The following is a 23528-nucleotide window of genomic DNA, read 5'->3' on the forward strand; positions in this document are numbered from 1 at the left end:
GGTACGGAGCGTGGCAGGGCGCGTGAGGCGGGCCACAGTGGAATCGAAGGCGGGAGGGGTGGAGGAGGACGGGTTCGCCGTGCGGTGAGGCGGTCGGCGGCCGAAGGTGCAGGTGCCACTACGACCCGGCGTCGTAGGTGGAGCCCTTGATGGCAGGTAGGGGCCGCGTTAAGACTGGTGGAGTCGCAAGGCGCTCCCGCCCGTCGCACCGGCCACCCCAGGGTCCGGGCCGGTCCGGGGGGAGCGCACCGTCCGGCGTCCGGTGCAGACCGGGGCGCTCACGGCCGGTGGCGCGGCTGCCCAGGGGAACGGCGATCGGCCGACCGGGCGGCGGAGTGCCCCGAGTCGGTCCACACGATTGAGGTCGTCCTCTCCATGCGTAGTTCCCTCCTTGCCGTCATGCGCCGTCGTACCACCCTCGTGGTGGCCTCCGCCGGTCTGGCGACCGCCTGTGCCGCCTCCGTGGTGGCCGTGGCGCTCCCGGAGGAGAAGGCCGCCGCCGCGGCGGTCGAGGTCACGCACGTCCCGGCGCCCGAGCAGCAGGCCGCGCAGGCCCAGGTCCAGGTCGAGGTCCAGCCCCAGGCCCAGCAGGCCCGGCCCGAGGCTCAGCAGGCCGTCGGCGAGCAGCCGAAGCAGGAGCAGCAGGAGGCGGCCGCCTCCCGGTCCGAGCAGCGCTCCGACCTCTCCGCGGCCACCCGCGCCACCTCGCCGAGCGCGGTGAAGGAGCTGGCCCGCGACCTCGTCCCGGCCGCCCAGTTCGCCGCGTTCAGCAGCATCATCAGCCACGAGAGCGGCTGGAACTTCAAGGCCACCAACGCCTCCTCCGGCGCCTACGGCCTGGCCCAGGCCCTGCCGGGCTCCAAGATGGCCTCGGCCGGTGCCGACTGGAAGACCAACCCGGCCACCCAGATCAAGTGGGCCCTGGCGTACATGAACGACCGCTACGGCAGCCCGAACGCCGCCTGGGCGTTCTGGCAGAACCACCACTGGTACTGAGCAGCGCGGACGCGTCGGCCCCGCACCCCCTCGAAGGGGTGCGGGGCCGACGCATGGTCAGTGCAGTGCAGTGCAGGTCAGACCAGGCCGTTGGCCTTCAGCCAGTCCTTCGCCACCGCCGACGGGTCCTCCTTGTCGACCGCGACGCGCTTCATCAGCGCGGTGAGGCCGGGGGTGTCGAGCTTGGCGGAGACCGCGTTGAGCGCGGCCGTCGAGGTGGCGTCCACGCCCGCCTTGTTCACCAGCGGCAGCACGTTCTGGCTGGAGAACACCGACTTGGGGTCGGCCAGCGGGACGAGCTTCAGGGTGACGACCTTGGGGTCGGTGGTGAAGACGTTGCCGATCTGGATGCTGCCGTCCTTGATGGCGTTGGCGGTGGTCTCGCCGGTCGGCTTCCACTCCTTGAACGTCAGCCCGTAGACGTCCTTGAACTGCTGCTCGCGGCGGCTCTTGAACTCCGGCGGGCCGCCGATCACGAAGTCCGCGGACTTGCCGGCCAGGTCCGCGATGGACTTGAGGCCGAGCTTGTCGGCGGTCTCCTGGCTGACCGTCAGCGAGTCGTTGTCCTGGGCGGCGGAGGAGTCGAGCACCGTCAGCTCGGCCGGCAGGGTGGTGTGCAGGGCGGCGTTGACCGCCTCGGTGCCGCCGGTGAGGGCCGTGCTCTTGGGGTCGAGGTAGCCGAGCAGCGCGCCGTTGTACTCCGGCAGCACGGTCAGGCCGCCGCTCTTCAGCTGGCCGTAGAGGATCTCCCGGCTGCCGACGTTGAACTTCTCCTCCACCTTCACGCCCTTGGCCTTGAGGGCCTGCGAGTAGATGGAGGCGAGCAGCACGTTCTCCGGGAAGTTGGCCGAGCCGACCACGACGGTCTTGCCGGAGGCCGCGGAGGACGCCGCGGCGGAGCCTCCGGCGCTCGGACTGGAGGCGGCCAGCGGGTCGCTGCCGCCGGAGGAGCCGCAGGCCGCCGCGCCCAGCAGGAGCGCGGTGGCCGTGACGGTGCGGAGCAGACGGGTGGTCATCGAAGGTTCCTTCTTGGCAGGTGAGTTGGGGTTGACGTGCCGGTGGTGCGGTCGAGGGGTCCGGGGCGGCCGGGCGGTCAGCCGGCGGGGCGGCGGACGGGGCGGCTGCCGGGGGGCAGCGAGTACCGGATCAGCAGGGCGAAGAGCAGTTGGGCGGCCAGCGCCAGCGCCACCACCAGCACCGCGCCGCCGGCCACCACGTAGTACTTGCGCAGCGCCAGTCCGTCGATGACGTAGCGGCCCAGGCCGCCCAGGCCGACGTACGCGGCCACGGTGGCGGTGGCGATCACCTGGATGGTGGCGGTGCGCAGCCCGGCCAGCAGGCTGGGCAGGGCGGCGGGGATGCAGACCTGGCGCAGCACCTGGGGGTGCGTCAGGCCGATCCCCCGCGCCGCGTCCCGCAGTTGGGGGTCGGTGCCGCGCACGCCCTCGACCGCGCCGACCAGGAGCGGCGGGATGGCCAGCACCACCAGCGGGACGATGGTGGAGGCCCTGCCGACGCCGACCAGCAGGACGACCAGGGTGACCAGGCCGAGGGTGGGCAGGGCGCGGGCGGTGCCGGCCAGCACCGTCACCAGGACGGCGCCCCGGCCCAGGTAGCCGAGCAGCAGTCCGAGCGGGACGGCCAGCAGGACGGCCCAGGCCAGCGATTCGGCGGTGAAGGCCAGGTGCTCGGCGAGCCGGTGGGTGATGGCGTCCGGCCCGCTCTGCTGGGCCGGGTCGGTGAAGAAGGCGCGCAGCCAGTCGATCCAGTTCACCGCAGCCCGCCTTCCGGCCCGGTGGCCCAGGGCGCGAGCAGTCTGCGGGCCAGCAGCAGCAGGCCGTCGACCAGCAGGGCCAGCAGTACCACCAGGACGATCCCGGCCAGGATCGGGGTGGTGAAGGTCCGCTGGAAGCCGTCGATGAACAGGTAGCCCAGCGCGCCCCGGCCGATCAGCGCGCCGACCGCCGCCATCGAGATGGAGGAGACCGCGGCGACCCGCAGCCCGGCGACCAGGTACGGGACGGAGGCGGGGAGTTCGACGGCGGTCAGCCGGCGCCACGGGCCGTAGCCCATCGCGGTGGCGGCCTGCCGGACGGAGTCCGGGGTGGCCCGCAGCCCCTCGACGGTGGTGGGCAGCATCAGGGCCACCACGTAGCAGGTGAGCGGGATCGTCACCGCGCTGGTCTCGGCCGGCCCGGTGTACGCCACCAGGATCACGAAGAGTGCCAGGGCGGGCAGCGCGTACACGGCGTTCAGCACCACCGCCACCGGCTGGTAGATCCGCGGGTGGCGGGCGCAGAACAGGCCGAGCGGCACCGCCAGCAGCAGGCCGACGAGCACCGGCGGCAGCGCCAACAGGGCGTGGTCCAGGGTGAGTTGCGCCAGGTAGCCGAGGTGGTCGGCCAGCCAGCCCCAGCGGATCAGCGGTTCGTCATCGGGCACCGCCGTCACCTCCCGGCGCGGCGGGCGCCACGGCGGGCCCCACGGCCGGGCCGAGCGCGTCCAGCACGGCGGCCCGGTCGGCGGTGCCGGTGGCGCGGCCCTCGGCGTCCAGCACCACGGCCAGCCCGGCGGGGGAGAGGACGGCGGCGTCCAGCGCGGTGCGCAGGGTGTCGGTGGCGGGGTGGAAGCCGAAGGCGGAGTGGGCCGCGTGCTCGGGGTGCCGCCACTGCGACGGGCGTCCGTCGGCGTCGAGTGCGAGCAGCCAGCCGTCCGCGCCGCGACGCTCGGCGAGGGGGACGGTGGCCACCTGGCCGGCCGGGCGCAGGCCCAGGCCGCGCAGGCCCCGGTCGCGGCCCAGGAAGGCGGCCACGCCCTCGTCCGCCGGGGCGGTCAACAGGGTGTGCGGGTCGGCGAGTTGGGCTATTCGGCCGTGCTCGCGCAGCACCACCACCTGGTCGCCCAGCCGGACGGCCTCCTCGATGTCGTGCGTGACGAACAGCACGGTCTTGTGCAACTCGCCCTGCAGGCGCAGCAGTTCCTCCTGCAGCCCGGCCCGCACCACCGGGTCGACCGCACTGAAGGGCTCGTCCATCAACAGGACCGGCGGGTCAGCCGCCAACGCCCGGGCCACGCCCACGCGCTGCTGCTGCCCGCCGGAGAGCTGGTGCGGGTAGCGTCTGGCGGTCTCCGGCGGGAGGCCGACCAGCTCCAGCAGCTCGGATGCCCGGGCCCGGGCCCGCTTGCGGTCCCAGCCGAGCAGGTAGGGCACGGTGGCCACGTTGTCGATCACCCGACGGTGCGGGAAGAGCCCCGCCTGCTGGATCACGTAGCCGATGCCCCGGCGCAGCTTCGCGGCGTCCAGCCCGGCCACGTCGGCGCCGTCCAGCAGCACCCGGCCGCCGGTCGGCTCGACCATCCGGTTCACCATCCGCAGGATGGTCGTCTTGCCGCAGCCGGACGGGCCCACCAGCACGGTGATCCGGCCGGCGGGCACTTCCAGGTCCAGGCCCTCGACGGCAAGGGTGCCGTCGGGGTGGCGCTTGGCCGCGCCGTCGAATCTGATCACGGGGTTGCAGTTCCTAGTCGTGGCGCCCGGTCCCCGGGCGTCGGCTGTCTGTCGATCATGAGGACACTGACCTTTGCCCTGCCCGCCCGGAGGGTAAACCCGCGGTCGGACAGAGCATGGCTGGTCAGCTGGTGTCCCGTCAGGTCGAAGGGGATCGGTCGGGTGCTACTCCGTCAGGTCCCGAGGTCTCCTCGGCGAGCAGCCGGGCCTCGTCCAGGGACGGGTTGCCGCCCCGGACGGTGGGCAGTCCGGCGGCGGCCCAGGCCCGGAATCCGCCGTCCAGGTCGGTGGCCCGGGGCAGCCCGATCTCGCGCAGCGCGGCCGCCGCCAGGCTGGAGGTGTACCCCTCCGAGCAGAGCACGATCACCTCCAGCTCCGGACCGGTGGCCTCCGGGATCCGGTGGCTGCCGGCCGGGTCGAGCCGCCACTCCAGTACGTTCCGCTCGATCAGCAGCACGCCCGGGATCTCGCCCTCCCGGGCTCGCTGGGCCTGCGGCCGGATGTCGACCAGCAGTGCTCCGCGCCGCTGCGCCGCCGATGCCTCGGCCGGGCCGGGGCGGTGCACGCCCTCGCGGCTGCGCGCCAGCAGGGCGTCGATGCCGCTGGTGGGGAGGTCCTCGCTCATGCCCACTCCTCCTTGCGCTCGTACGCCGTCTGCACCAGGCCGCCGGCACGGAGCTCGTAGCGGGCCATCTCGCTCAGCGGGGGCGAGTAGGCGTGGATGGTGACCGCCGGGCCGTTGCCGGTGTTGCGCACGTCGTGCAGGAAGTCCGGGCCGAAGGAGCGCACCGTCCCGGCGCTCAGGTTCCGCACCTGGAGGTCGTGTTCGGGCCCGGAGAGGGACAGCTCGGCCAGCTCGCCGAGCGCCACGGTGAACGCCCCGCGCGAGCCGCCGTGGCCGTGGAAGCCGGTGGACTGGCCGGGCAGCCAGCTGATCAGCCAGACCTCGTGGTCCTCGGTGAGCGCGAGCCGCTCGTACCAGCGCTGCTCGGCGGAGAGCCGCACCCGGGGCAGCCAGCCGGCCGGGCGTTCGGCCAACTCGCTGACGATGGTGCGTAGTTCGGTGAGGGAGAGCGGCTTGGCGGTGCCGTGCGGGGCGTGGTCGAGCTCGACGGTCATGGCGGTCCTCGGGTAGCCGAATGCGGCCGGCCCATGCGGTGGCCGGCCGTGAAGGCGGAGCGGTGTGCGGGTGCTGCGGGGCGTGCCGCGGTCCTGGGGGTCTTCACAGGGCGGGGGAAGGGTGACGCGACGGGGCGGAACGCGTCAGCAGGCACACATGTCGCTCGCCTGGCGTCGCAGATCGACGTGCAGGCGGCAGACCAGGGTGGTGCCGGTGTCCATGGAAGTGATCCTGACGGCGGTCGGCGACGGAGTCAAGCACGTCCCGCCTGCTGAGAGCGGCGCCGGGGTGGATGGTCCGGTGCCGAACGCTCAGCCGGTGGCCCCGCCCTTGCCGAGGCCGAGCGAGGAGAAGTCCACCGTCTGAGCGGGCGGCGGCTCGACCGGCTCGACCGGGAGGCCGTACTCGGAGAAGGCGATCTCGCAGTACTCCACGTCGCTGTCCGCACGGACCAGCAGAGGGAGGGGAGTGGCGGTGTCGGACACCTCGACCACGGTGCCGTACCGGTCGGTCATCCGGATCCGGCCCTCGCCGGCGCCCTCCCGGCGCAGCTCCGCGGGGTCCTGCAGGGACCGGGCCAGGCTGACGTTCTGGATGACGGTCCGGCAGAAGAGGTCCGCCGCGGGGTACTCCTCCGCGGTGATCCTGACGTAGGAATCCATCGGCCGCAGGGCTCCGGCGTGCGAGAAGACGGACGGGGCCTTCATCCAGAACCGGTCGGCGATCTTGATCAGCTGTACCCGGCCGGCCTTGGCCATGGTGAGGTCGTAGGTGCACCGGTCGCCGTCCAGGCCGACCGCGACCCTGCCGGTCACCCGTTGCCCCGTCACCATGGCGTCGAGGCGGGCCGTGACGGTGCCCCGGGCCGCCGCGTTCCGTCCCGCGAGGCTCGCCAGTTCCGGGGCGGAGAGCCCGGCGGTGGCGGAGACGGTCGGAGCGGCGGGCGGCGCCGGCGACGGGGCGGCCTGGGCGCAGGCGGTGGCCGCCAGGACGAGGACGGCCGGCAGTGCGCGGAGACGGAACGGTGCCACGGTGCTTCCCCCCGGAAAGCTGGGACGGTGTCAGGTCACCAGCATGACAGAGGAGTTGAACACGTTCAAACTGATCTCCGGTCAGCTCCGGGAACCCGTGCGGCGGTTGGCGCGTCCTCTTCCACGGGCCGCCGCGCATGGGCGGTGACGGGGAAGGGCAGGACCACACCATGGGCATCATCAGTTGGATCATCCTCGGCCTGGTGGCCGGGGCCATCGCCAAGTTCATCCTGCCGGGGCGGGACCCGGGCGGGATCGTCGTCACCACGCTGATCGGCATCGCCGGCTCCTTCGTGGGCGGCTGGCTCTCCAGCGCCGTCCTGGACCGGCCGGTGGCCACCAGCTTCTACGACCCGGCCACCTGGATCGCCGCGATAGCGGGCTCCTTCGTGCTCCTGGTCGCCTACCGCATCCTGTTCGGCAACTCCCGGGACTGAACGCGCCCCGGCAGCACCGCGCCCCGGCACCGGAACGATCCGGTGCCGGGGCGCGGCGTCGTTCACGGACCGTCAGAGGCCGTCCGGCAGTGCCTCGCGGGCGTCCCACCACGGCCCGGGCACCTGGTCCAGGCCGGTGCGCCCGGCCACCACCCCGGCGGTGATGGCGCAGGTGGTGTCCATGTCGCCCCAGCCCTCCAAGGTGCACCAGATCGCCTCCGGCAGCCGGTCCAGCCAGCGGGCCGCCGACCAGAGGGCGAACGGCACCGTGTCCGGCCCGGACATCTGCCGGCCCGAGCCGAGCACCACGGAGGCGTGCCGCACCGAGGTCCCGTCCGGGAGCCGGGCGGCGATCAGCAGACCGGAGCGCACGTCGCTCTCCGGCAGGTGGCCGGCCACCTCGGTGAGGAAGTCGGCCGGCTCCGGCGCCGCACCGCCGCGGGAGCGCACGGCCAGCGCCGTCGCCACCGCCACGGCGACCGCCCCGGCCACCGCCTCCGGGTGGAAGTGGGTGACCAGCGCGGAGCGCCGGGCCTGCTCGGCGGCGACCGCCAGGTCCCCGGCGAACCAGGCCCCCAGCGGGGCGACCCGCATCGCGGCGCCGTTCCCCCAGGAGCCCTGGCCCTCGAACATCCCCGAGGTGACGCTCCGCCAGTCGGCGCCCTCGTGGATCGCCCGGAGCACCTGGTGCATGGACCCGCCGTACTTCCGACCCGGGTACGCGGTGTACTCGGCGGCGAAAGCGGCCGCCAGCGCGTCCGGCTCGACCTCGCCGTACTCGACGAGGTGCCGGTACAGCACCACGGCCTGCGCGGTGTCGTCGGTCCAGTGCCAGGGCGCCGGGCGGATCCGGCGGGACGTCAGTTCGGCGGCGGCCTCGTCCGCGATCACCTGGAACCAGCGGTCGCCGAAGGCGTCGCCGAGGGCCAGGGCGTGCAGGCTCTCCAGGGGTACGGACATGGTGCGGCTCTCCTTCGGGACGCGGTGGTCAGGAGCCACCATTGTCCCGGTCCGGGGCACCGCCCGGCGACCGAATATCCGCCGTGGCGGCCGGGCGCCCGCCGTGACGGCCCGTCAGGCCGCCAGACCGGAGAGCAGCAGCGCCCAGACCGACTCGAAGTCGGCCTCGCAGCGCGGGTCGGACCACTCGCCCGCGAACACCGGGTCGTGGAAGTGGGCGGTGGCCTGGAAGACCGCCCGGGCGGTGGCGTCGGTGTCCATCGGACGGAACTCGCCGGTGCGGACGCCGTCCGCCAGGATCACCGCGATCTGCGCGGCCAGCGTGTCGACGTGCTCCTCGACCGTGCTGGAGAGCTCGCCGACCAGGGTGAGGTAGGTGGCGAACAGCTCGGGGTCGTCCGTCGCCTTGTGCCGCTTGGCCGCGAAGAGCGTGGCCAGCCAGCGGCGCAGCCGCTCGGCGGCCGGGCCGGGGTCGGCGGTGACCGCCGCCAGCTCGTGGTGGGCCTGGTCCAGCCAGCGCTGGGTGACGGCCTCGCGCAGCGCGGCCTTGCTGGGGAAGTGCCGGTAGACGCTGCCGTGGCTGACGCCGAGCGCCCGGGCGATGTCCACCACCGTGGCCTTGGCGGGCCCGTACCGCCGCAGCACGTCCTCGGCGGCGCTGAGGATCTGCTCGGAGGTCAGGGCACTGTCGCTGGGCACGGTCATCCTCTGCTCGGGTGGCGGCGGCTGGGCCCGGCGGCGGGTCAGTGCTCGCTGTCGAGGTGGGCCATCTGTGCCGCAGCGTACCTGTCTCCGGCGGCGGAACCGGCCGGGACGGCGGCCTCGATCGCGGCCAGGTCGGCCGCGGTCAGCTCCAACTGCCGTGCGCCGAGCGCCTCGGCGAGCCTGTCCCGGCGGCGGGCACCGACCAGCGGCACGATGTCCGCGCCCCGGGAGGCGACCCAGGCGATGGCGACCTGCGCCACGGTGGCGTCCTTGGCCCCGGCGATGGCGCGGAGCTGCTCGACCAGCCCGAGGTTGTGGGTCAGGTTCTCGCCCTGGAAGCGCGGGCTGAAGCCACGGAAGTCGGTGGCCGCCATCTCCTGCCGCCCGCTCCAGTGGCCGCTGAGCAGGCCGCGGGAGAGCACGCCGTAGGCGGTCACACCGATGCCCAGCTCGCGGGCGGTCGGCAGGATCGTCTCCTCGATGCCGCGGGAGAGCAGCGAGTACTCGATCTGCAGGTCGCTGATCGGGTGGACGGCGGCGGCCCGGCGCAGGGTGTCGGCGCCGACCTCGGAGAGGCCGATGTGCCGGACGTAGCCGGCCTTGACCAGCTCGGCGATGGCGCCGACGGTCTCCTCGACCGGCACGGCCGGGTCCAGCCGGGCCGGGCGGTAGACGTCGACGTGGTCGGTGCGCAGGCGGCGCAGGGTGTAGGCGAGCGCGGTCTTCACGGCCTCCGGGCGGGCGTCGTAGCCGAGCCAGCTGCCGTCCGGGCCGCGCTGGGCGCCGAACTTGACGCTGATCTGGACGGAGTCGCGGCCGCGGCCGCGCAGGGCGTCGTGCAGCAGCAACTCGTTGTGGCCCATGCCGTAGAAGTCGCCGGTGTCCATCAGGGTGACGCCCGCGTCGAGGGCGGCGTGGACCGTGGCGATCGACTCGGCCTCGTCGGCCGGCCCGTAGAGGTCGGACATGCCCATCAGGCCGAGGCCGAGGGCGGAGGTCTCCGGGCCGGTGGCGCCGAGGCGGGTGCGGGAGGTGGTGGTCATCAGGTGCTCCAAGGGATGGCGGGGGCAACTGACGTCAACTATGACATGAGGGATGACAGATTTCAATATCTGTCAGCCCCCCTCTGTTCCGCAGGTTCCCGAGCGGTCGCAGTACGGGGCCTCGGCGGTGCGGCCGCAGCCGCAGAGCATGGCGCGGGTCGCCGCCCGCTCCCCGATCCGCAGCTCGCCGCGGAGCAGCAGGCGGCCGTCCTCGGTCCGGGTCACGGTGGTCGGGCGGTCCGGGGGTTCGGTGCCGCCGGGTGTGAGCAGGTAGGTGAGGGCGCCGGTCGGGCAGCGCCGCACGACCGCGGCGACCACCTCGGGGGCCGCCGCGCCCGGGGTGATCCAGGGGCGCCGTCCGGTGTCGAAGACCTCGGGGAGTCCGCCCACGCACTCGGCCGCGTGGCGACAGAGTCCCGGGTCGAAACTGACGGAGACCCCTTCGGCTCGGTACTCCTTCGCGGGGGCCATCAGTCGCTCACCCGGCTCCGGTTCTCGTAGGCCAGGTCGGCGTACTCCGGGTGCCTGAGCATCCAGGCCTTGATGAAGGGGCAGGTGGCCAGCACCGGCAGCCCGCGCCGGCGCGCGTCGTCCAGGGCGGCCCGGGCCAGCATCCCGCCGATGCCCTGGCCCTCGAATCCCGGGTCCACCACGGTGTGCGGGTAGACCACCAGCCGGTCGTTGCGGATGTACTCGGCGAATCCGGCCAGCTCCCCGGCCACGGTGGCCTCGAACCGGCTGTTCATCTCCACGTCATGCACCCGGACTGCTTCTGACATTGTCGGCCCCTTGGTCGATCGTGGATGACGGAGGGTCAAATCGGGACGAAACCCACCCTACGTGCGCGGCGGCCGCCGGAAGGCGGCACTGGTTCCAAAGGCTGACCTTCCGTCACCCATCAGGCGTGGATCGGACGCTGGACGGCGCGGTTCGCGGCGCGGCCACCGTGTTCCGGGTCCACAGTGGAGGGGAGCGCGGCCCCGGCCGATCCGGGCCGGGAGCGCCCCGGAAGGCGGCTGGCCCAGGCCTGTCGCCGGTGCGGGGAGCGCCGGGCCACTCGCAGGGAAACGAACGAATCTTCTAGGCTCGCCTCGCGACTTCCCCCGTGCCGGTGCCCGTCCGCACCGGCACGCGGGAGCCGCCGTCCCACGGGCCCCGGGCCGAGCCGGGGTCACCGGACCGAGCGAGGAGGACGCAGTGTTGCCCAGCCCGAGGTCGCTCCACCTGCCCTGCCCCGAAGGCGCCCGGCGCGCCGGGGCCGCCACCCCACCACGCCGGCTGCACCCGACGGCGGGTCAGGCGTCGAGTACCGGCAGCGGTCGGGGAGGCGAGCGATGACCACCCAGTCCGCCCCCGGCCAGCTGCCCGCCCTGGAACTCGACCGCCCGGCCGAGGGCCGTTCCGCGGAGGGCCGCTCCGCCGAGAACCGCTCCGCCGAAGGCCGTTCCGCCGGGGCTGATCCCGCCGGGAGCCGCCCCGCCGAGGCCGCCGACACCGGCGCGCTGCCCGGCCTGCCGGCCGCCCTCCGCTCCCGGGCCGGCACCCTGGCCGGCCCCGTCCGCCGCCGGATCGCCGAGCTGGCCCGGATGGAGTCGCCGACCGCGGACACCGTCCGGCTCAACCAGCTGGCCGAGGAGTTGGCCGCCGGGTACGCCGCCACCGGCGCCACCGTCCGCCGGGTCCCCAACGAGGCCGGCGACCACCTGGTGCTGGACTGGGCCGGGCGGCGCGAGGACCTCGCCCCGGTGCTGATCGTCGGCCACCACGACACCGTCTGGCCGGCCGGCATCCTGGCCGACTGGCCGGTGGAGGAGCAGGACGGGGTGCTGACCGGCCCCGGCGTCCTGGACATGAAGGGCGGACTCGCCCTGGTCGAGGGCGCGTTGGCCCTGCTGGCCGACCTCGGCCAGCGCCCGCACCGGCCGGTGCGGCTGGTGGTGGTCTCCGACGAGGAGCTCGGCAGTCCGGACGGGCGCCGCCTGGTGGAGCGTCAGCTCAGCGGCGCCGCCGCCGTGCTGGGCCTGGAGCCGCCGCACCCCGACGGCCGGCTGAAGACCGCCCGCCGCGGCAGCAGCCGGGTGCGGCTGACGGTCACCGGCAAGGAGTCGCACGCGGGCAACGACGCGGCCCTCGGCGTCTCGGCCGTCGACGAACTGGTCGACCAGCTGGTCGCCGTCCGGGGCCTGATCTGCCACCCCGACGCCGAGCTCAACGCCGGCCGCATCCTCGGCGGCACCCGGGCCAACGTGGTCGCGGGCCGGGCCGAGGCCGAGCTCGGCCTGCGCTTCGCCACCCCCGAGGCGCAGAGCCGCACCCTGGACACCCTGGCCCGGCTCACCCCGCTGCGGCCCGGCGCCAAGGTCCGCGCCGAGGTGGTCTCCAGCCGCCCGACGTGGCCCGTGCGCACTGGCGACCCGCTGCTGCGCCACGTCCGTTCGCTGGCCGCCGCCCTCGGTCAGCAGCTCGACGGCGCCCCGGCCGGCGGCGCGGGCGACACCAACGCGGCCGGCGCCCGCGGCCTGCCCACCCTGGACGGCCTCGGCGCGGTCGGCGCCGGCCCGCACGCCCGCCACGAGCACATCCGCACCGACCTGCTGGCCCCCAGGATCGCCCTGCTCGCCGCCCTGCTCGCCGTACCCCTGCCCCGCCTGCGCGGCTGACCATCCCTCAGGGCCCGCCGGGACGGCACCCGGCGGGCCCTGAGGGGTGTGTCAGCGCGCTCACCCCTCCTGCTCCTGCTCCTGCTCCTCGCCGACATGGCGGTCCCGCAGGGCGCACGAGTGCGTCAGGGCACTCGCCCCTCTCCTCGCGCCCCCGCCCCTCCCTGCTTCCGCTCCTCGCCGACACGGCGGTCCCGGAGGGCGCATCGGTGCGTCAGTGCGCGGAGTACCGGTACAGGTCGCGCAGCAGGGCGATCTCGGCGCCGTGGTGCAGCAGCTCCTGGTTCACCCACCAGACGATCTCGACGAAGGGCTCCTCGGCGTCCCCGCCGTAGGGGTAGGTGCAGTACCCGACGGTGTCCAGCGCGGCGTCGCCCGCCGCGAGCAGGGTGTTCCGCCAAGCCGTCGCCGCGGCCTCGAAGTCGGCCACCGCCTCCGCCGCCGTGCCCGGCACCGGCAGGTCGTCCCGGTCCAGCGAACGGGTGCCGTCGGTGTGGTCGGAGCGCAGCCACAGCATCTCGGTGAGGTGGCACAGCCGCCAGGCCAGCGTGGTGAACGGGGTCGGCTCCGGGTGCGGCCACGGCGCCGAGTCCCGCCCCCACTCGCCCCCGCCTCCGCCGACCAGGAACCCGGCCGCCTCGCCCGGCCCCTCCGACCGCCGCCGCACCGACCAGCAGCGCGGCACCGGCTCCCAGCGGTACTCGTGGTCGGTCATGGTGACCACCGCGACGTCCAGCCCGTTCCCGCTGTTGACCGTCGGCCCGGCCATCCGGTCGGTGAGCCGCTTGCGGGCGAAGTCGAACTGGGCGAGCAGGGGCGCCAGGCGCTGAGGGGTCGTCATGGGGCGAACCCTGGCACGGCGGACGCTCCGTCCGCGACCGGGTTACGGGGCCGGGGCCGGTTCGGTCAGCCCGCGCCGAGCTGCCGCAGCGCCCGCTCCAGCCGGCTCGCCCGGCTCTTCGGGGTGAGGGCCTGGAGCAGCGGCAGCATCAGCTGGTAGCGGGCCGTCCGGTCCAGCCCCTCGAACGCGGCGGCCGCCGCCGGATCCTCCGCCAGCGCCGCCGCCAGCTCGGGCGGGACGACGGCAGTGCTGGCCGGCGGGTACGCCCCCGCCCAGCGGCCGTCCTGCTGGGCCCGCCGCACCTCGGCCAGCCCCGGCTCGCGCATCCGCCCGGCGGCGGTCAGCTCGGCGACCTTCTCCACGTTCACCAGCGACCAGAGGCTGCGCGGCCGCCGCGGCACGTACCGCTGGAGGTACCACTGCCCGTCCAGCGACCGCCGCTGCCCCGACACCCACCCCCAGCACAGCCCGACGTCCACCAGCTCCTGCTCCGTCACGGACGGGACCCCGGCCCCCTTCTTCGCGACCTTCACCCACACCCCGTCCACCCGCCCGTGATGCTCCGTCAGCCACCCCTCGAACGCCGCCCCGTCCGCGAAAGCGATGACCTCGACCCCGTCCAGCTGCTCCATCCTCCCAGGCTAGCCACCCGCACCGACGCCCCGTCAGCTCCGCGACACCGCCTCAGACCGGCCAGGCGAGCCAGAGCCGGCGGACCTCCTCCCGGGGGGTGGAGATGTGGCGGCCCCAGGGGACGCCGTGCGGGTAGCAGACGAGGTTGGCCAGCACGCTGCGGACGGCCTCCTCGTCGACCTCCCCGGGCCAGGCCTCCGCGACGGCGGCGATCTCCTCGCGGGTCCGCCCCGTCAAGGTCTGGAACTCCCACTCCTCGAAGAACGGGCCGTGCACCGCCGCGTCCAGGCACTCCTGGACGGTCCGCAGCTCCTGAGGGGTCATCCGGTCCGCAGCGCGCATGCCCGCATGGTCCCACCGGCCCGAGGGCGTGCGGCGGAGGTGCGGGGGGTGGGTCGCGGTGTCGACGGAGTCCGAGCCGTGGCCGGGACTGCCCCCACCCCCCGTAGCCGCGAGCCCCGAGGGCGCTCCGTCCGGCGGATGCACAGCACCGTAGCTGTGGCCTCCGACAGCCCGGTCGGAGGCTGCGGCGGGCCGCCCTTGTCAGGGGAGGCGGGTGGGCTGCACACTGGTACCGACCGAACGGTCAGTCGGGAGGTGGGTTGCGGTGACGGTGGCCGATGCGGGTGAGGCCTTGGCGGGGCGGTTCGAGGCCGTGGTGGCGGCGGACCAGCGGATCGAGCCGAGGGACTGGATGCCGGAGGCGTACCGGGCGACGCTGGTGCGGCAGATCGCGCAGCACGCGCACTCCGAGATCATCGGCATGCAGCCCGAGGGGAACTGGCTGACCAGGGCCCCCTCGCTACGCCGGAAGGCGATCCTGCTGGCCAAGGCCCAGGACGAGGCGGGCCACGGGCTGTACCTGTACGCGGCGGCGGAGACCCTCGGGGTGGACCGGGCCGAGCTGACCGAGAAGCTGATCAGCGGGCGGCAGAAGTACAGCTCGATCTTCAACTACCCGACGCTGACCTTCGCCGACGTCGGCGTGATCGGCTGGCTGGTGGACGGCGCGGCGATCTGCAACCAGGTGCCGCTCTGCCGGTGCAGCTACGGGCCGTACGCCCGGGCGATGGTGCGGGTCTGCAAGGAGGAGTCCTTCCACCAGCGGCAGGGCTACGAGCTGCTGATGACGATGATGCGCGGCACCGAGGGCCAGCGCGCCATGGTGCAGGACGCGGTGGACCGCTGGTGGTGGCCGTCGCTGATGATGTTCGGCCCGCCGGACGGCGACTCGCCGAACACCGCGCAGTCCATGGAGTGGCGGATCAAGCGCCACACCAACGACGAACTGCGCCAGCGCTTCGTCGACATGACGGTGCCCCAGGCGCAGCACCTCGGCGTCACCCTCCCCGACCCGGCGCTGGCGTGGAACGAGGAGCGCGGCGGCTGGGACTTCGGCGAGCCGGACTGGTCCGAGCTCAAGCAGGTGATCAAGGGTCAGGGCCCGTGCAACGCGCAGCGGGTCGAGCGCCGCCGGGCCGCCCACGAGGACGGCGCCTGGGTCCGCGAGGCCGCCCTGGCCCACGCGGCCAAGCAGCAGGCGAAGCAGAAGGAGAACGAGGCATGAGCAAGGCCGACTGGCCGCTGTACGAGGTGTTCGTCCGCCCCCGGCGGGGCCTGAACCACGTGCACGTCGGCTCGCTGCACGCCGCCGACGACCGGATGGCGCTGCTCGCCGCCCGCGACCTCTACACCCGGCGGAACGAGGGCGTCAGCCTCTGGGTGGTGCCGTCGAGCGCGATCACCGCCTCCACCCCGGACGAGCAGGACCCGTTCTTCGCCCCCAGCGGCGACAAGGTCTACCGCCACCCGACCTTCTACGACATCCCCGAGGATGTCCCGCACATCTGACGGGGGAGCACCTCTCATGAGCGACGACCACGTGTACCTGAGCCTCGCCGAGGCGGACCACGGCCCGGAGGGCGAGGCCCGCTGGGCGTACGGCACCGGCTTCTCCGACCCGCTGCTCGGGGTGGACCGCGCCGTCCCGGCGGGGGTCGACCCGGCCGCCCTGGCCGAGTTCTGCCTGATGCTCGGCGACGACGCGCTGGTCCTGGCCCAGCGGCTGATCGAGTGGTGCACCCGGGCGCCCGAGCTGGAGGAGGAGGTGGCGCTGGCCAACCTCGGCCTCGACCTGCTCGGCCAGGCCCGCCAACTGCTGACCCGCTCCGGCCAGTTGGACGGCACCGAGCGGACGGAGGACGACCTGGCGTACTGGCGCGAGGACCACCAGTTCCGCAACGTGCGCCTGGTCGAGGTCCCCAACGGCGACTTCGCGCACACCGTGGCCCGGCTGCTGCTGTTCTCCACCGCCCGCCTGGCCCTCTTCGAGCGGCTGGCCGGCCACGCCGACCCGGTGCTCGCGGCGGTCGCGGCCCGGGGAGTCAAGGAGCTGGCCTACCACCGCGAGTACGCCGCCGCCTGGACGTTGCGGCTCGGCGACGGCACCGCGTACTCCGCCGAGCGGATGCGGGCCGGTCTGGCGGCGGTCTGGCCGCTGCTGGACGAGCTGTTCACGCCGCACCGGGTGGAGCTGGCGCTCGGGGTGGACGTCGCCGAGCTGCGCGAGCCGGTGCTGGCCACGCTGGCCGAGGTGCTGGCCGCGGCGGGGCTGGAGCTGCCGGAGGCCGCGCCGATGGCCCGGGTCGGCGGCCGGGCCGGGCGGGACGGCGTGCACACCGAGGCGCTCGGCCTGATGCTCGCCGAGCTCCAGGTGGTGGCCAGGGCGCACCCGGGGGCGACGTGGTGACCACGACCCTGCGGCCCGCTCTGGAGGTCGCCGCCGAGGTGCCCGACCCGGAGCTGCCGATGCTGACCCTGGCCGACCTCGGCGTGCTGGCCGAGGTCGAGCAGCGCGGCGACGCCGTCACCGCCTGGCTCACCCCGACCTACTCCGGCTGCCCGGCGGTGGCCGAGATGGCCGCCGACGTGGCGGGCCGGCTGCGGGCCGCCGGGTACCGGGAGGTGGACGTGCGGCTGCGGCTGGACCCGCCGTGGTCCACCGACCTGATCACCGAGGCCGGCCGGGCCAAGCTGGCCGCCGCCGGGATCGCCCCGCCGCACGCCGTCGCCGCCGCGTCCCCCGGGCCGCTCGCCCTCACCCTCGGGCGGACCAGGCTCGCGGTGCTCTGCCCGCAGTGCGGCAGCCGGGAGACGGAGGAGCTGTCCCGCTTCGGCTCCACCTCCTGCAAGGCGCTCTGGCGCTGCCGCGACTGCCGGGAGCCCTTCGAACGGATCAAGGAGATCTGACCCGTGACCACCACCGCCCCGCGCCGCCTGACCTTCCACTCGCTGCGGATCGCCGCGTCGGAGCAGCTCTGCGAGGACGCCGTCGCGGTCACCTTCGAGGTGCCGCCGGAGCTCGCCGAGGAGTACGCCTTCCGCCCCGGCCAGACCCTGACGGTCCGTCGGATCGTGGACGGGGTGGACGAGCGGCGCTCGTACTCGATCTGCGCCCCCGCCGGGGGAGCGCTGCGGATCGCGGTCCGCGAGGTGCCGGGCGGGCTGTTCTCCCGCTGGCTGGTCCGGGAGGCGGGCGTGGGCACCGAGGTGGAGGTGCTGCCGCCGGTCGGCCTGTTCACCCCCGACCTCTCGGTGCCCGGCACCCACGTGCTGCTGGCGGCGGGCTCCGGCATCACCCCGATGCTCTCGATCGCCGCCTCGGTGCTGGCCGACGGCGTCTCGCAGGTGGTGCTGGTCTACGGCAACCGGCGCAGCGACACGGTGATGTTCGCCGACGAGCTGGCCGACCTGAAGGACCGTCACCTCGGCCGCCTCCAGCTGGTGCACGTGCTCTCCCGGGAGAGCCGCGACGCCGAGCTGCTCAGCGGCCGGCTCGACCCGGAGCGGGTCCGGGCCCTGCTGACGGCCCTGGTGGACGCCCCCGAGGTGGACCACTGGTGGCTCTGCGGCCCGTACGGCATGGTGATCGGCGCCAAGGAGCTGCTGCACGAGCTGGGCGTCCCGGCCGAGCGGGTCCACCAGGAGCTGTTCCACGCCGAGGACGAGCCGCCCGCCGAGCGGGCCGAGGAGGAGGCCGTCGACGCCGACGCCGCCGAGGTCACCGTCATCCTGGACGGCCGCTCCGGCACCCTCTCCCTCCCGCGCGACCGCTCGATCCTGGACGGCGCCCAGCGCGCCCGCCCCGACCTCCCGTTCGCCTGCAAGGGCGGTGTCTGCGGCACCTGCCGCGCCCTGGTCACCGAGGGCGAGACCACCATGCGCCGCAACTTCGCCCTGGAGGAGAAGGAGCTCGCCGCCGGCTACGTCCTGACCTGCCAGGCCCGCCCCGTCTCCGACAAGGTCACGGTCGACTTCGACCGCTGACCCGGAACGCCGGGACGGCCGTCGCTCACCGGACCGGGGCGGGCTCGCGCTCGTGCGGGTCGCCGAGGAGGGTGACCAGGTCGTTCGCGGCGGCCCGGCCGGCGCGGTTGGCTCCGACGGTGGAGGCGGAGGGGCCGTAGCCGAGCAGGTGGATGCGGGGGTCGTCGGTGGCGCGGGTGCCGGTGAGGCGGATGCCGCCGGCCGGGGTGCGCAGGTGGAGCGGGGCGAGGTGGGCGGTCTCGGCGCGGAAGCCGGTGGCCCAGACGATGGCGTCGAAGCGCTCCTCCCGCTCGCCCCAGGCCACGCCGTGCTCGGTGAGGCGGTCGAACATCGGGCGCCGGTGCAGGGCTCCCAGCTCCTCGGCGCGGCGGTACGCGACCGAGGGGCCGAGGCCGGTGACGCTGACCACGCTGCGCACCGGCAGGCCCTCCCGGACGCGCTGCTCGACCAGGGCGACGGCGGCCCGGCCGGACTCGGGGGTGAACGGCCCGTCCCGGTACTCCGGCTCACGCCGCGTCACCCAGACCGTCTCGCCGACGGTGGCCACCTCCGAGAGGACCTGGATCGCCGAGGCGCCGCCGCCGACCACCAGCACCCGCTTCCCGGCGAACTCCTCCGGCCCCCGGTAGTCCGCGTAGTGCAGCTGACGGCCCGTGAAGTGCCCGGGGTAGAACGGCAGGAAGGGCCTGGTCCAGGTGCCGGTGGCGTTCACCAGCGCCCGGGCCCGCCACTGCCCGGCGTCGCTGCTCACCAGCAGCCGCCCGTCGGGCAGCGACTCGACCGAGGAGACCTTGACCGGCCGGACCACCGGCAGGGCGTGCCTGGCCTCGTACGCCGCGAAGTAGCCGGGCACCACCTCGCGGGCCGGCGCGCTCGGGTCGGGCTCCGGCAGCTCGAAGTCGGGCAGGTCGTGGAAGCCGTGCACGGTGGCCATCCGCAGCGAGGGGGAGCGGTGGGCCCAGGCGCCGCCCGGGGTGGCGTCCGCGTCCAGCACCACGAAGCCGGTGTACGGGGCGAAGCCGCGTCGGCGCAGGTGGTAGGCAGCGGACAGGCCCGCCTGGCCGGCCCCGATCACCACGACGTCGACGTCCACCATCGTTTCACCGTAAACAGTCACGGTGGTGAAACATCACCGGGGGGAGAGCTGTTCCCCGCCCCGACTAGTCTCGGGGCATGACGATGCGCAAGGCCGTTCCCCCGAGTGTCGACGCCATGCTCGAAGACCTCGAGAGGCTCATCACGACCGAATCCCCCTCGGACGACCCCACCGCACTGAAGGCCTCGGCCCACGTGGTCGCCGAGGTGATCGAGCGGCGCCTGGGCGGGCGGGCCGCGATCGTCGAGCTGGACGGGCTGCCGCACGTCCACTGGTCCGGCGGCGGCGAGCCCCGGGTGCTGGTCCTCGGTCACCACGACACCGTCTTCCCGCTCGGCACCCTGGAGCGCCGCCCGTTCACGGTCGCGGACGGGCGGGTCACCGGGCCGGGGGTCTTCGACATGCTCGGCGGCCTGGTCCAGGCGGTGCACGGGCTGGCCGCACTGGACGACCTGGCGGGCGTCGAGATCCTGGTGACCGCGGACGAGGAGGTCGGCTCCCGCAGCTCACGGGCGCTGATCGAGGAACGGGCGCTGGCCTGCGGCGCGGTGCTGGTCTTCGAGGGCGCGGCCGACGGCGGCGGGCTGAAGACCGCCCGCAAGGGCACCGGCGGCTTCCACGTCACCGTCACCGGGCGGGCCTCGCACGCCGGACTGGAGCCCGAGGCCGGGATCAACGCGCTGATCGAGGCCGCCCACCAGGTGCTCGCCATCGCCGAGTTCGGCCGCCCGGAGCTCGGCACCACCGTCACCCCGACCGTGGCCGAGGCCGGCACCGCCGAGAACGTCGTGCCCGCCTCCGCGACCGTCCTGGTCGACGTCCGGGTCGAGAGCCGGCAGGAGAAGGAGCGCGTCGAGGCCGCCTTCGCGGCGCTGACCCCACGGGTGGAGGGCGCGAAGCTCGCCGTCTCGGGCGGGATCAGCCGGCCGCCGATGCCGGAGTCCGCCTCCGCCTCGCTGTTCGCGGTGGCCCGGGAGCTGCTCCCCGGGGTCGAGGGCCGCGCGGTCGGTGGCGGCAGCGACGGCAACTACACCGCGGCGCTCGGCGTCCCGACCCTCGACGGGCTGGGCGCGGTCGGCGGCGGGGCCCACTCCGACGACGAGTACCTGCTGGTCGGCTCGATGGTCGAGCGCGCCGAACTGGTGGCCGGCCTGGTCGGGGCGATCCGGCAGACCTGACGGACCGTCGGCGGGCGACCGGAGCCGCCCGCCGACCTCCGCTCACTGCAGCGGCGAGATCACCACGGCCGTCCCGTACGCGCAGATCTCCGTCCCGAGGTCGGCCGCCTCGGTGACGTCGAAGCGCATCATCAGCACCGCGTTCCCGCCGCGCGCCCGGGTCTGCTCGACCAGGCGCTCCATCGCCTGATTCCGGGACTCCACCAGGGTCTTGGTCAGCCCCTTCAACTCCCCTCCCAGCATGGACTTGAAGGAGGCGCCGATCTGCGTCCCGATGTGGCGGCTGCGCACCGTCAGGCCGAACACCTCCCCGATCACCCGGTCCACCCGGAAGCCCGGGACGTCGTTGGTCGTGACCACCAGCACGTCGGCGCCCGGGCCCTGCCCGCCGCCGAACTCTTCGAGGTTGCTCATGGTTGCCATCCTGCAACCCGGGGACCGGCCAAGCAGGTGGACTCGCTCGGGCACAGCCTGTAAACCTGGTCCCATGGGCGAGCGAAGCGATCATCCACAGGGGCCGGGCGCGGCGGCTGACTCCGGCGCGCAGGAGATCGAAGCGACGGTGGTGCTCGGCATCCGCATCACCGACTGGGACCAGTTGCGCCGTGCCGCGCGGGCCGCCGTCGAGGAGCTGGACTTCACCGGGATCGATCCGCAGGGGCAGCGGGAGGCACTGCTGCGCGAGGTCTCCGAGGACCCCAACGCGGCGCTCGGTGCGCTGCTCCACCCCGACCGGCTGGTGGCCGCGATCCCCGGCGTCGAGGCGATCGGCGGCACCCTGGAGATCGCCGTCACCGACGACTTCGCGCCGGACTTCGCCGAGCTCTTCCCGCTCGACCTGGACGAGGAGGAGGGCGGCGGCACCGGGGACTGGACCCTCACCCCGCGCACCGCCTGCCTGATCCACACTCAACTCATCACCCTGGCCGACGCCGCGTACGACGACCTGGACGAGCACGAGGACGACCCGGTCACCGACGAGGAGGAGGCGGACTGGGCGGTGCTCGGCCGCCTGCCGCAGCGCACCTGGCAGCTGCACCGCAGCTGGCGCCGCGCCTTCGCCCGGGCCTTCGACGACCTCGCCGACGACCTGGCCCTCGGCGAGTGGCCGCTGCCCCGCAACCTGGCCGAGGAACTGGCGCTCCGGCTCGCCCTGGTGGACGCCCGCGAACTGCTCGGCGCCCAGCCGCAGGCCGTGGCCGACATGATGGGCGACCTCCCGGTCGACCTCTACGACTACGACTGGGACGGCTGCGCCGACGAGCTGTTCGGCGTCTACGGCCCCGACGAGGGCGACCCGGAGCTGGACGCCACCGAGCGCACCGACGTCCTGCTGGCCGCCACCCACCCCGAGGGGTGGTTCCTCACCTACGAGGACGCCGAGGAGCGCGACCCCACCCGGGGCTACCGCCGCTGACCCTCCGTCAGGCTCCCCCGCCCAGGGCCTCGGCGAGCCGGGCGTCCTGGGCGGGGGTCAGCGGGAGCCGGGTGTGCCGGGGGCTGTGCTGCTCGGAGCAGCGCGGCAGCCGGCTCGGGGTGGTGGTCGCACCGCTGAGCGGAGAGACCGCGTCCTCGCCGGTCACCCAGCTCGGGCCGTCCCAGAACGGGTGGTCCAGCAGGGCCTCGGCCAGTTCGGGCAGTTGCGCGGACCGCACGCCGACGCCGGTGAGGGCCTCGGCGACGGTGGTCGCGGCGTCCGGCGGGAGGTCGGCGTCGCCGAGGACGGGCAGCAGCAGGAGCAGCCGGGCGTGCGGGTCGGTGACGCCGGGGCCCTCGCCGGGGTGGCGGGCGGCGTGCAGGAGTTCGGGCCAGGCGAGGCCTGGGCCGGTGTAGTGGCCCTCGGCGCTCGCCACCTGGAGCGCGCGGTCCCATTCGGGGTGGTCGAGGTGGTAGTCGACGCCCTCGTCGTCGGTGAAGTTGCGGTGGACGATCACCAGCCGGTGGCCGTCGGCGAGCGGCAGCCGGATCACCGGCCAGGCGGCCGGGTCGTGCAGCACCTCGACGGCGGCGTCCACGTCCGCGCCGTCGACGCCGAACAGGGCCGGCTCGGGCTCGAGCTCCTCGCCCTCGGCGAGCCAGAGCAGGTAGGCCGCCCAGAAGCCGGGGAGCAGGAGCAGGTCCTCGCCCGGGGTCAGGGGTTCGTCCTCGTAGTCGGGTGTCCGCAGCACGGGAGCATGGTGCCACGCCGACGATCTAAGCTCGACGGGTGACCAGCTCTCCTTTCACCGCGCCCAGCACGCCCGCCGTCGAGGACCCCCGGGACGCCAACCCGCAGTACGTGCTGCCGTTGGTCGTCCAGCTGGAGAAGACCGACCCGCCGGCCCGGACGGACGCGCTGGAGACCTCGGCGCGGGCGGTGCTGACCCTGCTGGCCGACGAGCGGGTGACCGGGGCCGAGGGTGAGTGGGCCGAGCGGGTGGCCGCCTGGGAGGACGCGCGGATCCGGAAGGTGGTGCGGCGGGCCCGCGGCGGCGAGTGGCGCAAGGCGAACGAGCTGCCGGGGATCACCGTGACGGGCCGTCAGGCCGAGGTCCGGGTCTACCCGCCGATCCCGCTGGACGGCTGGCCCAAGGAGCTGGCCAAGCTCCAGGTCTCCGGCACCGACCTGGACGACCCGGAGGAGCCGGGCCCGGCCCCGGACGGGGTGCCGGTGCTCTGGCTCAACCCGGAGCTGGAGATGAGCGCCGGCAAGACCATGGCCCAGACCGGCCACGCCGCCCAGCTCGCCTGGTGGCGGCTGGACGGCGCGCAGCGCAAGGAGTGGGCCGAGGCCGGCTTCCCGCTGGTGGTCCGCACGGCGTCGAAGGAGGACTGGCCCGCCCTGACGGACGGTCACCTCCCGGTGGTCCGCGACGCCGGCTTCACCGAGATCGCCCCCGGCTCCTGCACCGTGGTCGCCGACCACCCGGCCTTCCGTTCGAATTCGGTGGAACCGCGCTGACCTGCGGAGCATCCTTGACCTCACAGGATCTTGGGGACGGGGACGGGGCCGGG

The 23528-nt window shown here is 74.4% G+C and carries 28 protein-coding genes and 1 pseudogene; 11 read left to right on the forward strand and 18 right to left on the reverse strand.

Annotated elements, in window-relative coordinates:
• Window positions 1-399: 399 nt before the first annotated feature.
• A complete protein-coding gene (locus ACWCYY_RS00295; protein ID WP_345279216.1) occupies window positions 400-996 on the forward strand; it encodes an aggregation-promoting factor C-terminal-like domain-containing protein in 597 nt (198 codons plus the stop codon).
• 77 nt (window positions 997-1073) lie between these two features.
• Here ACWCYY_RS00295 and ACWCYY_RS00300 read toward each other — a convergent pair whose 3' ends face one another.
• The 7 genes and pseudogenes from ACWCYY_RS00300 to ACWCYY_RS00330 all read right to left on the reverse strand — a co-directional run bounded on the left by ACWCYY_RS00300 (window position 1074) and on the right by ACWCYY_RS00330 (window position 6655).
• Window positions 1074-2012, reverse strand: a complete 939-nt coding sequence (locus tag ACWCYY_RS00300; RefSeq protein ID WP_345279215.1) for an ABC transporter substrate-binding protein — start codon at window positions 2010-2012, stop codon at window positions 1074-1076.
• Between the two features lie 77 nt (window positions 2013-2089).
• Window positions 2090-2770, reverse strand: a complete 681-nt coding sequence (locus ACWCYY_RS00305; RefSeq protein ID WP_345279214.1) for an ABC transporter permease — start codon at window positions 2768-2770, stop codon at window positions 2090-2092.
• A complete protein-coding gene (locus ACWCYY_RS00310) occupies window positions 2767-3438 on the reverse strand; it encodes an ABC transporter permease (RefSeq protein WP_345279213.1) in 672 nt (223 codons plus the stop codon). Before ACWCYY_RS00310 ends, ACWCYY_RS00305 begins: the two co-directional genes overlap by 4 nt.
• Entirely contained in the window at window positions 3428-4504 is a 1077-nt protein-coding gene (locus ACWCYY_RS00315) for an ABC transporter ATP-binding protein (protein WP_449794615.1), read from the reverse strand. Before ACWCYY_RS00315 ends, ACWCYY_RS00310 begins: the two co-directional genes overlap by 11 nt.
• 235 nt (window positions 4505-4739) lie before the next feature.
• A pseudogene (locus ACWCYY_RS00320) lies at window positions 4740-5129 on the reverse strand (rhodanese-like domain-containing protein); the annotation flags it as partial.
• Window positions 5126-5623: a cysteine dioxygenase gene (locus ACWCYY_RS00325; protein WP_345279207.1), complete on the reverse strand. Its 498-nt coding sequence runs from the start codon at window positions 5621-5623 to the stop codon at window positions 5126-5128. The gene ACWCYY_RS00325 and the pseudogene ACWCYY_RS00320, both read right to left, overlap by 4 nt.
• A 312-nt stretch (window positions 5624-5935) precedes the next feature.
• On the reverse strand, window positions 5936-6655 hold the full coding sequence (locus ACWCYY_RS00330; RefSeq protein ID WP_449794616.1) for a hypothetical protein: 720 nt from the start codon (window positions 6653-6655) through the stop codon (window positions 5936-5938).
• Between the two features lie 170 nt (window positions 6656-6825).
• Here ACWCYY_RS00330 and ACWCYY_RS00335 point away from each other — a divergent pair, with 170 nt between their 5' ends.
• Window positions 6826-7092 (forward strand): GlsB/YeaQ/YmgE family stress response membrane protein, encoded by a 267-nt coding sequence (locus ACWCYY_RS00335; RefSeq protein WP_345279203.1) that lies wholly within the window; start codon window positions 6826-6828, stop codon window positions 7090-7092.
• 72 nt (window positions 7093-7164) lie between these two features.
• On the opposite strand, the gene ACWCYY_RS00340 is transcribed toward ACWCYY_RS00335, so the two are convergent.
• From ACWCYY_RS00340 to ACWCYY_RS00360, 5 genes are all read right to left on the reverse strand, one after another.
• A complete protein-coding gene (locus ACWCYY_RS00340) occupies window positions 7165-8052 on the reverse strand; it encodes an ADP-ribosylglycohydrolase family protein (RefSeq protein ID WP_449794617.1) in 888 nt (295 codons plus the stop codon).
• A 114-nt stretch (window positions 8053-8166) separates the two neighbouring features.
• Window positions 8167-8757, reverse strand: a complete 591-nt coding sequence (locus ACWCYY_RS00345; protein WP_345279199.1) for a TetR family transcriptional regulator — start codon at window positions 8755-8757, stop codon at window positions 8167-8169.
• 38 nt (window positions 8758-8795) lie between these two features.
• Window positions 8796-9800 carry an aldo/keto reductase gene (locus ACWCYY_RS00350; protein WP_345279197.1) on the reverse strand — a complete coding sequence of 335 codons (1005 nt, stop codon included), beginning with the start codon at window positions 9798-9800 and terminating at the stop codon, window positions 8796-8798.
• A gap of 72 nt (window positions 9801-9872) precedes the next feature.
• On the reverse strand, window positions 9873-10271 hold the full coding sequence (locus ACWCYY_RS00355; RefSeq protein WP_449794618.1) for a (4Fe-4S)-binding protein: 399 nt from the start codon (window positions 10269-10271) through the stop codon (window positions 9873-9875).
• Window positions 10271-10579, reverse strand: coding sequence for a GNAT family N-acetyltransferase (locus ACWCYY_RS00360; protein ID WP_345279193.1), 309 nt, complete (start codon window positions 10577-10579; stop codon window positions 10271-10273). Before ACWCYY_RS00360 ends, ACWCYY_RS00355 begins: the two co-directional genes overlap by 1 nt.
• A gap of 555 nt (window positions 10580-11134) precedes the next feature.
• Between ACWCYY_RS00360 and ACWCYY_RS00365 the strand changes: the two genes are divergently transcribed.
• Window positions 11135-12460, forward strand: coding sequence for a M20/M25/M40 family metallo-hydrolase (locus tag ACWCYY_RS00365; RefSeq protein ID WP_449794619.1), 1326 nt, complete (start codon window positions 11135-11137; stop codon window positions 12458-12460).
• 214 nt (window positions 12461-12674) lie between these two features.
• On the opposite strand, the gene ACWCYY_RS00370 is transcribed toward ACWCYY_RS00365, so the two are convergent.
• The 3 genes from ACWCYY_RS00370 to ACWCYY_RS00380 form a co-directional block, all read right to left on the reverse strand.
• Window positions 12675-13301, reverse strand: a complete 627-nt coding sequence (locus ACWCYY_RS00370; protein ID WP_449794620.1) for a DinB family protein — start codon at window positions 13299-13301, stop codon at window positions 12675-12677.
• Window positions 13302-13366: 65 nt separating this feature from the next.
• Window positions 13367-13933 carry a YdeI/OmpD-associated family protein gene (locus tag ACWCYY_RS00375; protein WP_345279187.1) on the reverse strand — a complete coding sequence of 189 codons (567 nt, stop codon included), beginning with the start codon at window positions 13931-13933 and terminating at the stop codon, window positions 13367-13369.
• 52 nt (window positions 13934-13985) lie between these two features.
• A complete protein-coding gene (locus ACWCYY_RS00380) occupies window positions 13986-14276 on the reverse strand; it encodes a hypothetical protein (RefSeq protein WP_449794621.1) in 291 nt (96 codons plus the stop codon).
• A 265-nt stretch (window positions 14277-14541) separates the two neighbouring features.
• Here ACWCYY_RS00380 and paaA point away from each other — a divergent pair, with 265 nt between their 5' ends.
• From paaA to paaE, 5 genes are read left to right on the forward strand one after another with little or no spacing between them, the layout of a single operon-like run.
• Entirely contained in the window at window positions 14542-15501 is a 960-nt protein-coding gene (gene paaA, locus ACWCYY_RS00385) for a 1,2-phenylacetyl-CoA epoxidase subunit PaaA (protein ID WP_345279179.1), read from the forward strand.
• Window positions 15498-15785 carry a 1,2-phenylacetyl-CoA epoxidase subunit PaaB gene (paaB, locus tag ACWCYY_RS00390; protein WP_345279177.1) on the forward strand — a complete coding sequence of 96 codons (288 nt, stop codon included), beginning with the start codon at window positions 15498-15500 and terminating at the stop codon, window positions 15783-15785. Before paaA ends, paaB begins: the two co-directional genes overlap by 4 nt.
• 16 nt (window positions 15786-15801) lie before the next feature.
• On the forward strand, window positions 15802-16683 hold the full coding sequence (paaC, locus tag ACWCYY_RS00395; protein WP_345279175.1) for a 1,2-phenylacetyl-CoA epoxidase subunit PaaC: 882 nt from the start codon (window positions 15802-15804) through the stop codon (window positions 16681-16683).
• Window positions 16677-17183: a 1,2-phenylacetyl-CoA epoxidase subunit PaaD gene (paaD, locus tag ACWCYY_RS00400; RefSeq protein WP_345279173.1), complete on the forward strand. Its 507-nt coding sequence runs from the start codon at window positions 16677-16679 to the stop codon at window positions 17181-17183. Before paaC ends, paaD begins: the two co-directional genes overlap by 7 nt.
• A gap of 3 nt (window positions 17184-17186) precedes the next feature.
• On the forward strand, window positions 17187-18260 hold the full coding sequence (gene paaE, locus ACWCYY_RS00405) for a 1,2-phenylacetyl-CoA epoxidase subunit PaaE (protein ID WP_449794622.1): 1074 nt from the start codon (window positions 17187-17189) through the stop codon (window positions 18258-18260).
• 25 nt (window positions 18261-18285) lie between these two features.
• On the opposite strand, the gene ACWCYY_RS00410 is transcribed toward paaE, so the two are convergent.
• Window positions 18286-19356 (reverse strand): FAD-dependent oxidoreductase, encoded by a 1071-nt coding sequence (locus tag ACWCYY_RS00410; protein ID WP_449794623.1) that lies wholly within the window; start codon window positions 19354-19356, stop codon window positions 18286-18288.
• A gap of 77 nt (window positions 19357-19433) precedes the next feature.
• On the opposite strand from ACWCYY_RS00410, the gene ACWCYY_RS00415 reads away from it, so the two are divergent.
• Window positions 19434-20534, forward strand: a complete 1101-nt coding sequence (locus ACWCYY_RS00415) for a M20 family metallopeptidase (RefSeq protein WP_345279167.1) — start codon at window positions 19434-19436, stop codon at window positions 20532-20534.
• A 42-nt stretch (window positions 20535-20576) separates the two neighbouring features.
• Here the strand turns inward: ACWCYY_RS00415 and ACWCYY_RS00420 are convergent, their stop codons facing one another.
• Complete coding sequence (locus ACWCYY_RS00420) at window positions 20577-20948, reverse strand: YbjQ family protein (RefSeq protein WP_345279161.1); 372 nt, start codon at window positions 20946-20948, stop codon at window positions 20577-20579.
• 73 nt (window positions 20949-21021) lie between these two features.
• On the opposite strand from ACWCYY_RS00420, the gene ACWCYY_RS00425 reads away from it, so the two are divergent.
• Complete coding sequence (locus ACWCYY_RS00425) at window positions 21022-21951, forward strand: hypothetical protein (protein WP_345279159.1); 930 nt, start codon at window positions 21022-21024, stop codon at window positions 21949-21951.
• A 7-nt stretch (window positions 21952-21958) separates the two neighbouring features.
• Here ACWCYY_RS00425 and ACWCYY_RS00430 read toward each other — a convergent pair whose 3' ends face one another.
• Window positions 21959-22702, reverse strand: coding sequence for a hypothetical protein (locus tag ACWCYY_RS00430; protein WP_449794624.1), 744 nt, complete (start codon window positions 22700-22702; stop codon window positions 21959-21961).
• Between the two features lie 38 nt (window positions 22703-22740).
• Between ACWCYY_RS00430 and ACWCYY_RS00435 the strand changes: the two genes are divergently transcribed.
• Window positions 22741-23475: an aminoacyl-tRNA hydrolase gene (locus tag ACWCYY_RS00435; protein WP_449794625.1), complete on the forward strand. Its 735-nt coding sequence runs from the start codon at window positions 22741-22743 to the stop codon at window positions 23473-23475.
• Window positions 23476-23528 lie beyond the last annotated feature (53 nt).

The organism is Kitasatospora sp. NPDC001664 (assembly GCF_053596675.1).

Coding starts and splice junctions, on each gene's coding strand:
- ACWCYY_RS00295 (WP_345279216.1), top strand. CDS start 400: ATGCGCCGTCGTACCACCCTCGTGGTGGCCTCCGCCGGTCTGGCGACC.
- ACWCYY_RS00300 (WP_345279215.1), bottom strand. CDS start 2,012: ATGACCACCCGTCTGCTCCGCACCGTCACGGCCACCGCGCTCCTGCTG.
- ACWCYY_RS00325 (WP_345279207.1), bottom strand. CDS start 5,623: ATGACCGTCGAGCTCGACCACGCCCCGCACGGCACCGCCAAGCCGCTC.
- ACWCYY_RS00335 (WP_345279203.1), top strand. CDS start 6,826: ATGGGCATCATCAGTTGGATCATCCTCGGCCTGGTGGCCGGGGCCATC.
- ACWCYY_RS00340 (WP_449794617.1), bottom strand. CDS start 8,052: ATGTCCGTACCCCTGGAGAGCCTGCACGCCCTGGCCCTCGGCGACGCC.
- ACWCYY_RS00345 (WP_345279199.1), bottom strand. CDS start 8,757: ATGACCGTGCCCAGCGACAGTGCCCTGACCTCCGAGCAGATCCTCAGC.
- ACWCYY_RS00350 (WP_345279197.1), bottom strand. CDS start 9,800: ATGACCACCACCTCCCGCACCCGCCTCGGCGCCACCGGCCCGGAGACC.
- ACWCYY_RS00355 (WP_449794618.1), bottom strand. CDS start 10,271: ATGGCCCCCGCGAAGGAGTACCGAGCCGAAGGGGTCTCCGTCAGTTTC.
- ACWCYY_RS00360 (WP_345279193.1), bottom strand. CDS start 10,579: ATGTCAGAAGCAGTCCGGGTGCATGACGTGGAGATGAACAGCCGGTTC.
- ACWCYY_RS00365 (WP_449794619.1), top strand. CDS start 11,135: ATGACCACCCAGTCCGCCCCCGGCCAGCTGCCCGCCCTGGAACTCGAC.
- ACWCYY_RS00370 (WP_449794620.1), bottom strand. CDS start 13,301: ATGACGACCCCTCAGCGCCTGGCGCCCCTGCTCGCCCAGTTCGACTTC.
- ACWCYY_RS00375 (WP_345279187.1), bottom strand. CDS start 13,933: ATGGAGCAGCTGGACGGGGTCGAGGTCATCGCTTTCGCGGACGGGGCG.
- ACWCYY_RS00380 (WP_449794621.1), bottom strand. CDS start 14,276: ATGCGCGCTGCGGACCGGATGACCCCTCAGGAGCTGCGGACCGTCCAG.
- paaB (WP_345279177.1), top strand. CDS start 15,498: ATGAGCAAGGCCGACTGGCCGCTGTACGAGGTGTTCGTCCGCCCCCGG.
- paaC (WP_345279175.1), top strand. CDS start 15,802: ATGAGCGACGACCACGTGTACCTGAGCCTCGCCGAGGCGGACCACGGC.
- ACWCYY_RS00410 (WP_449794623.1), bottom strand. CDS start 19,356: ATGGTGGACGTCGACGTCGTGGTGATCGGGGCCGGCCAGGCGGGCCTG.
- ACWCYY_RS00415 (WP_345279167.1), top strand. CDS start 19,434: ATGACGATGCGCAAGGCCGTTCCCCCGAGTGTCGACGCCATGCTCGAA.
- ACWCYY_RS00420 (WP_345279161.1), bottom strand. CDS start 20,948: ATGAGCAACCTCGAAGAGTTCGGCGGCGGGCAGGGCCCGGGCGCCGAC.
- ACWCYY_RS00425 (WP_345279159.1), top strand. CDS start 21,022: ATGGGCGAGCGAAGCGATCATCCACAGGGGCCGGGCGCGGCGGCTGAC.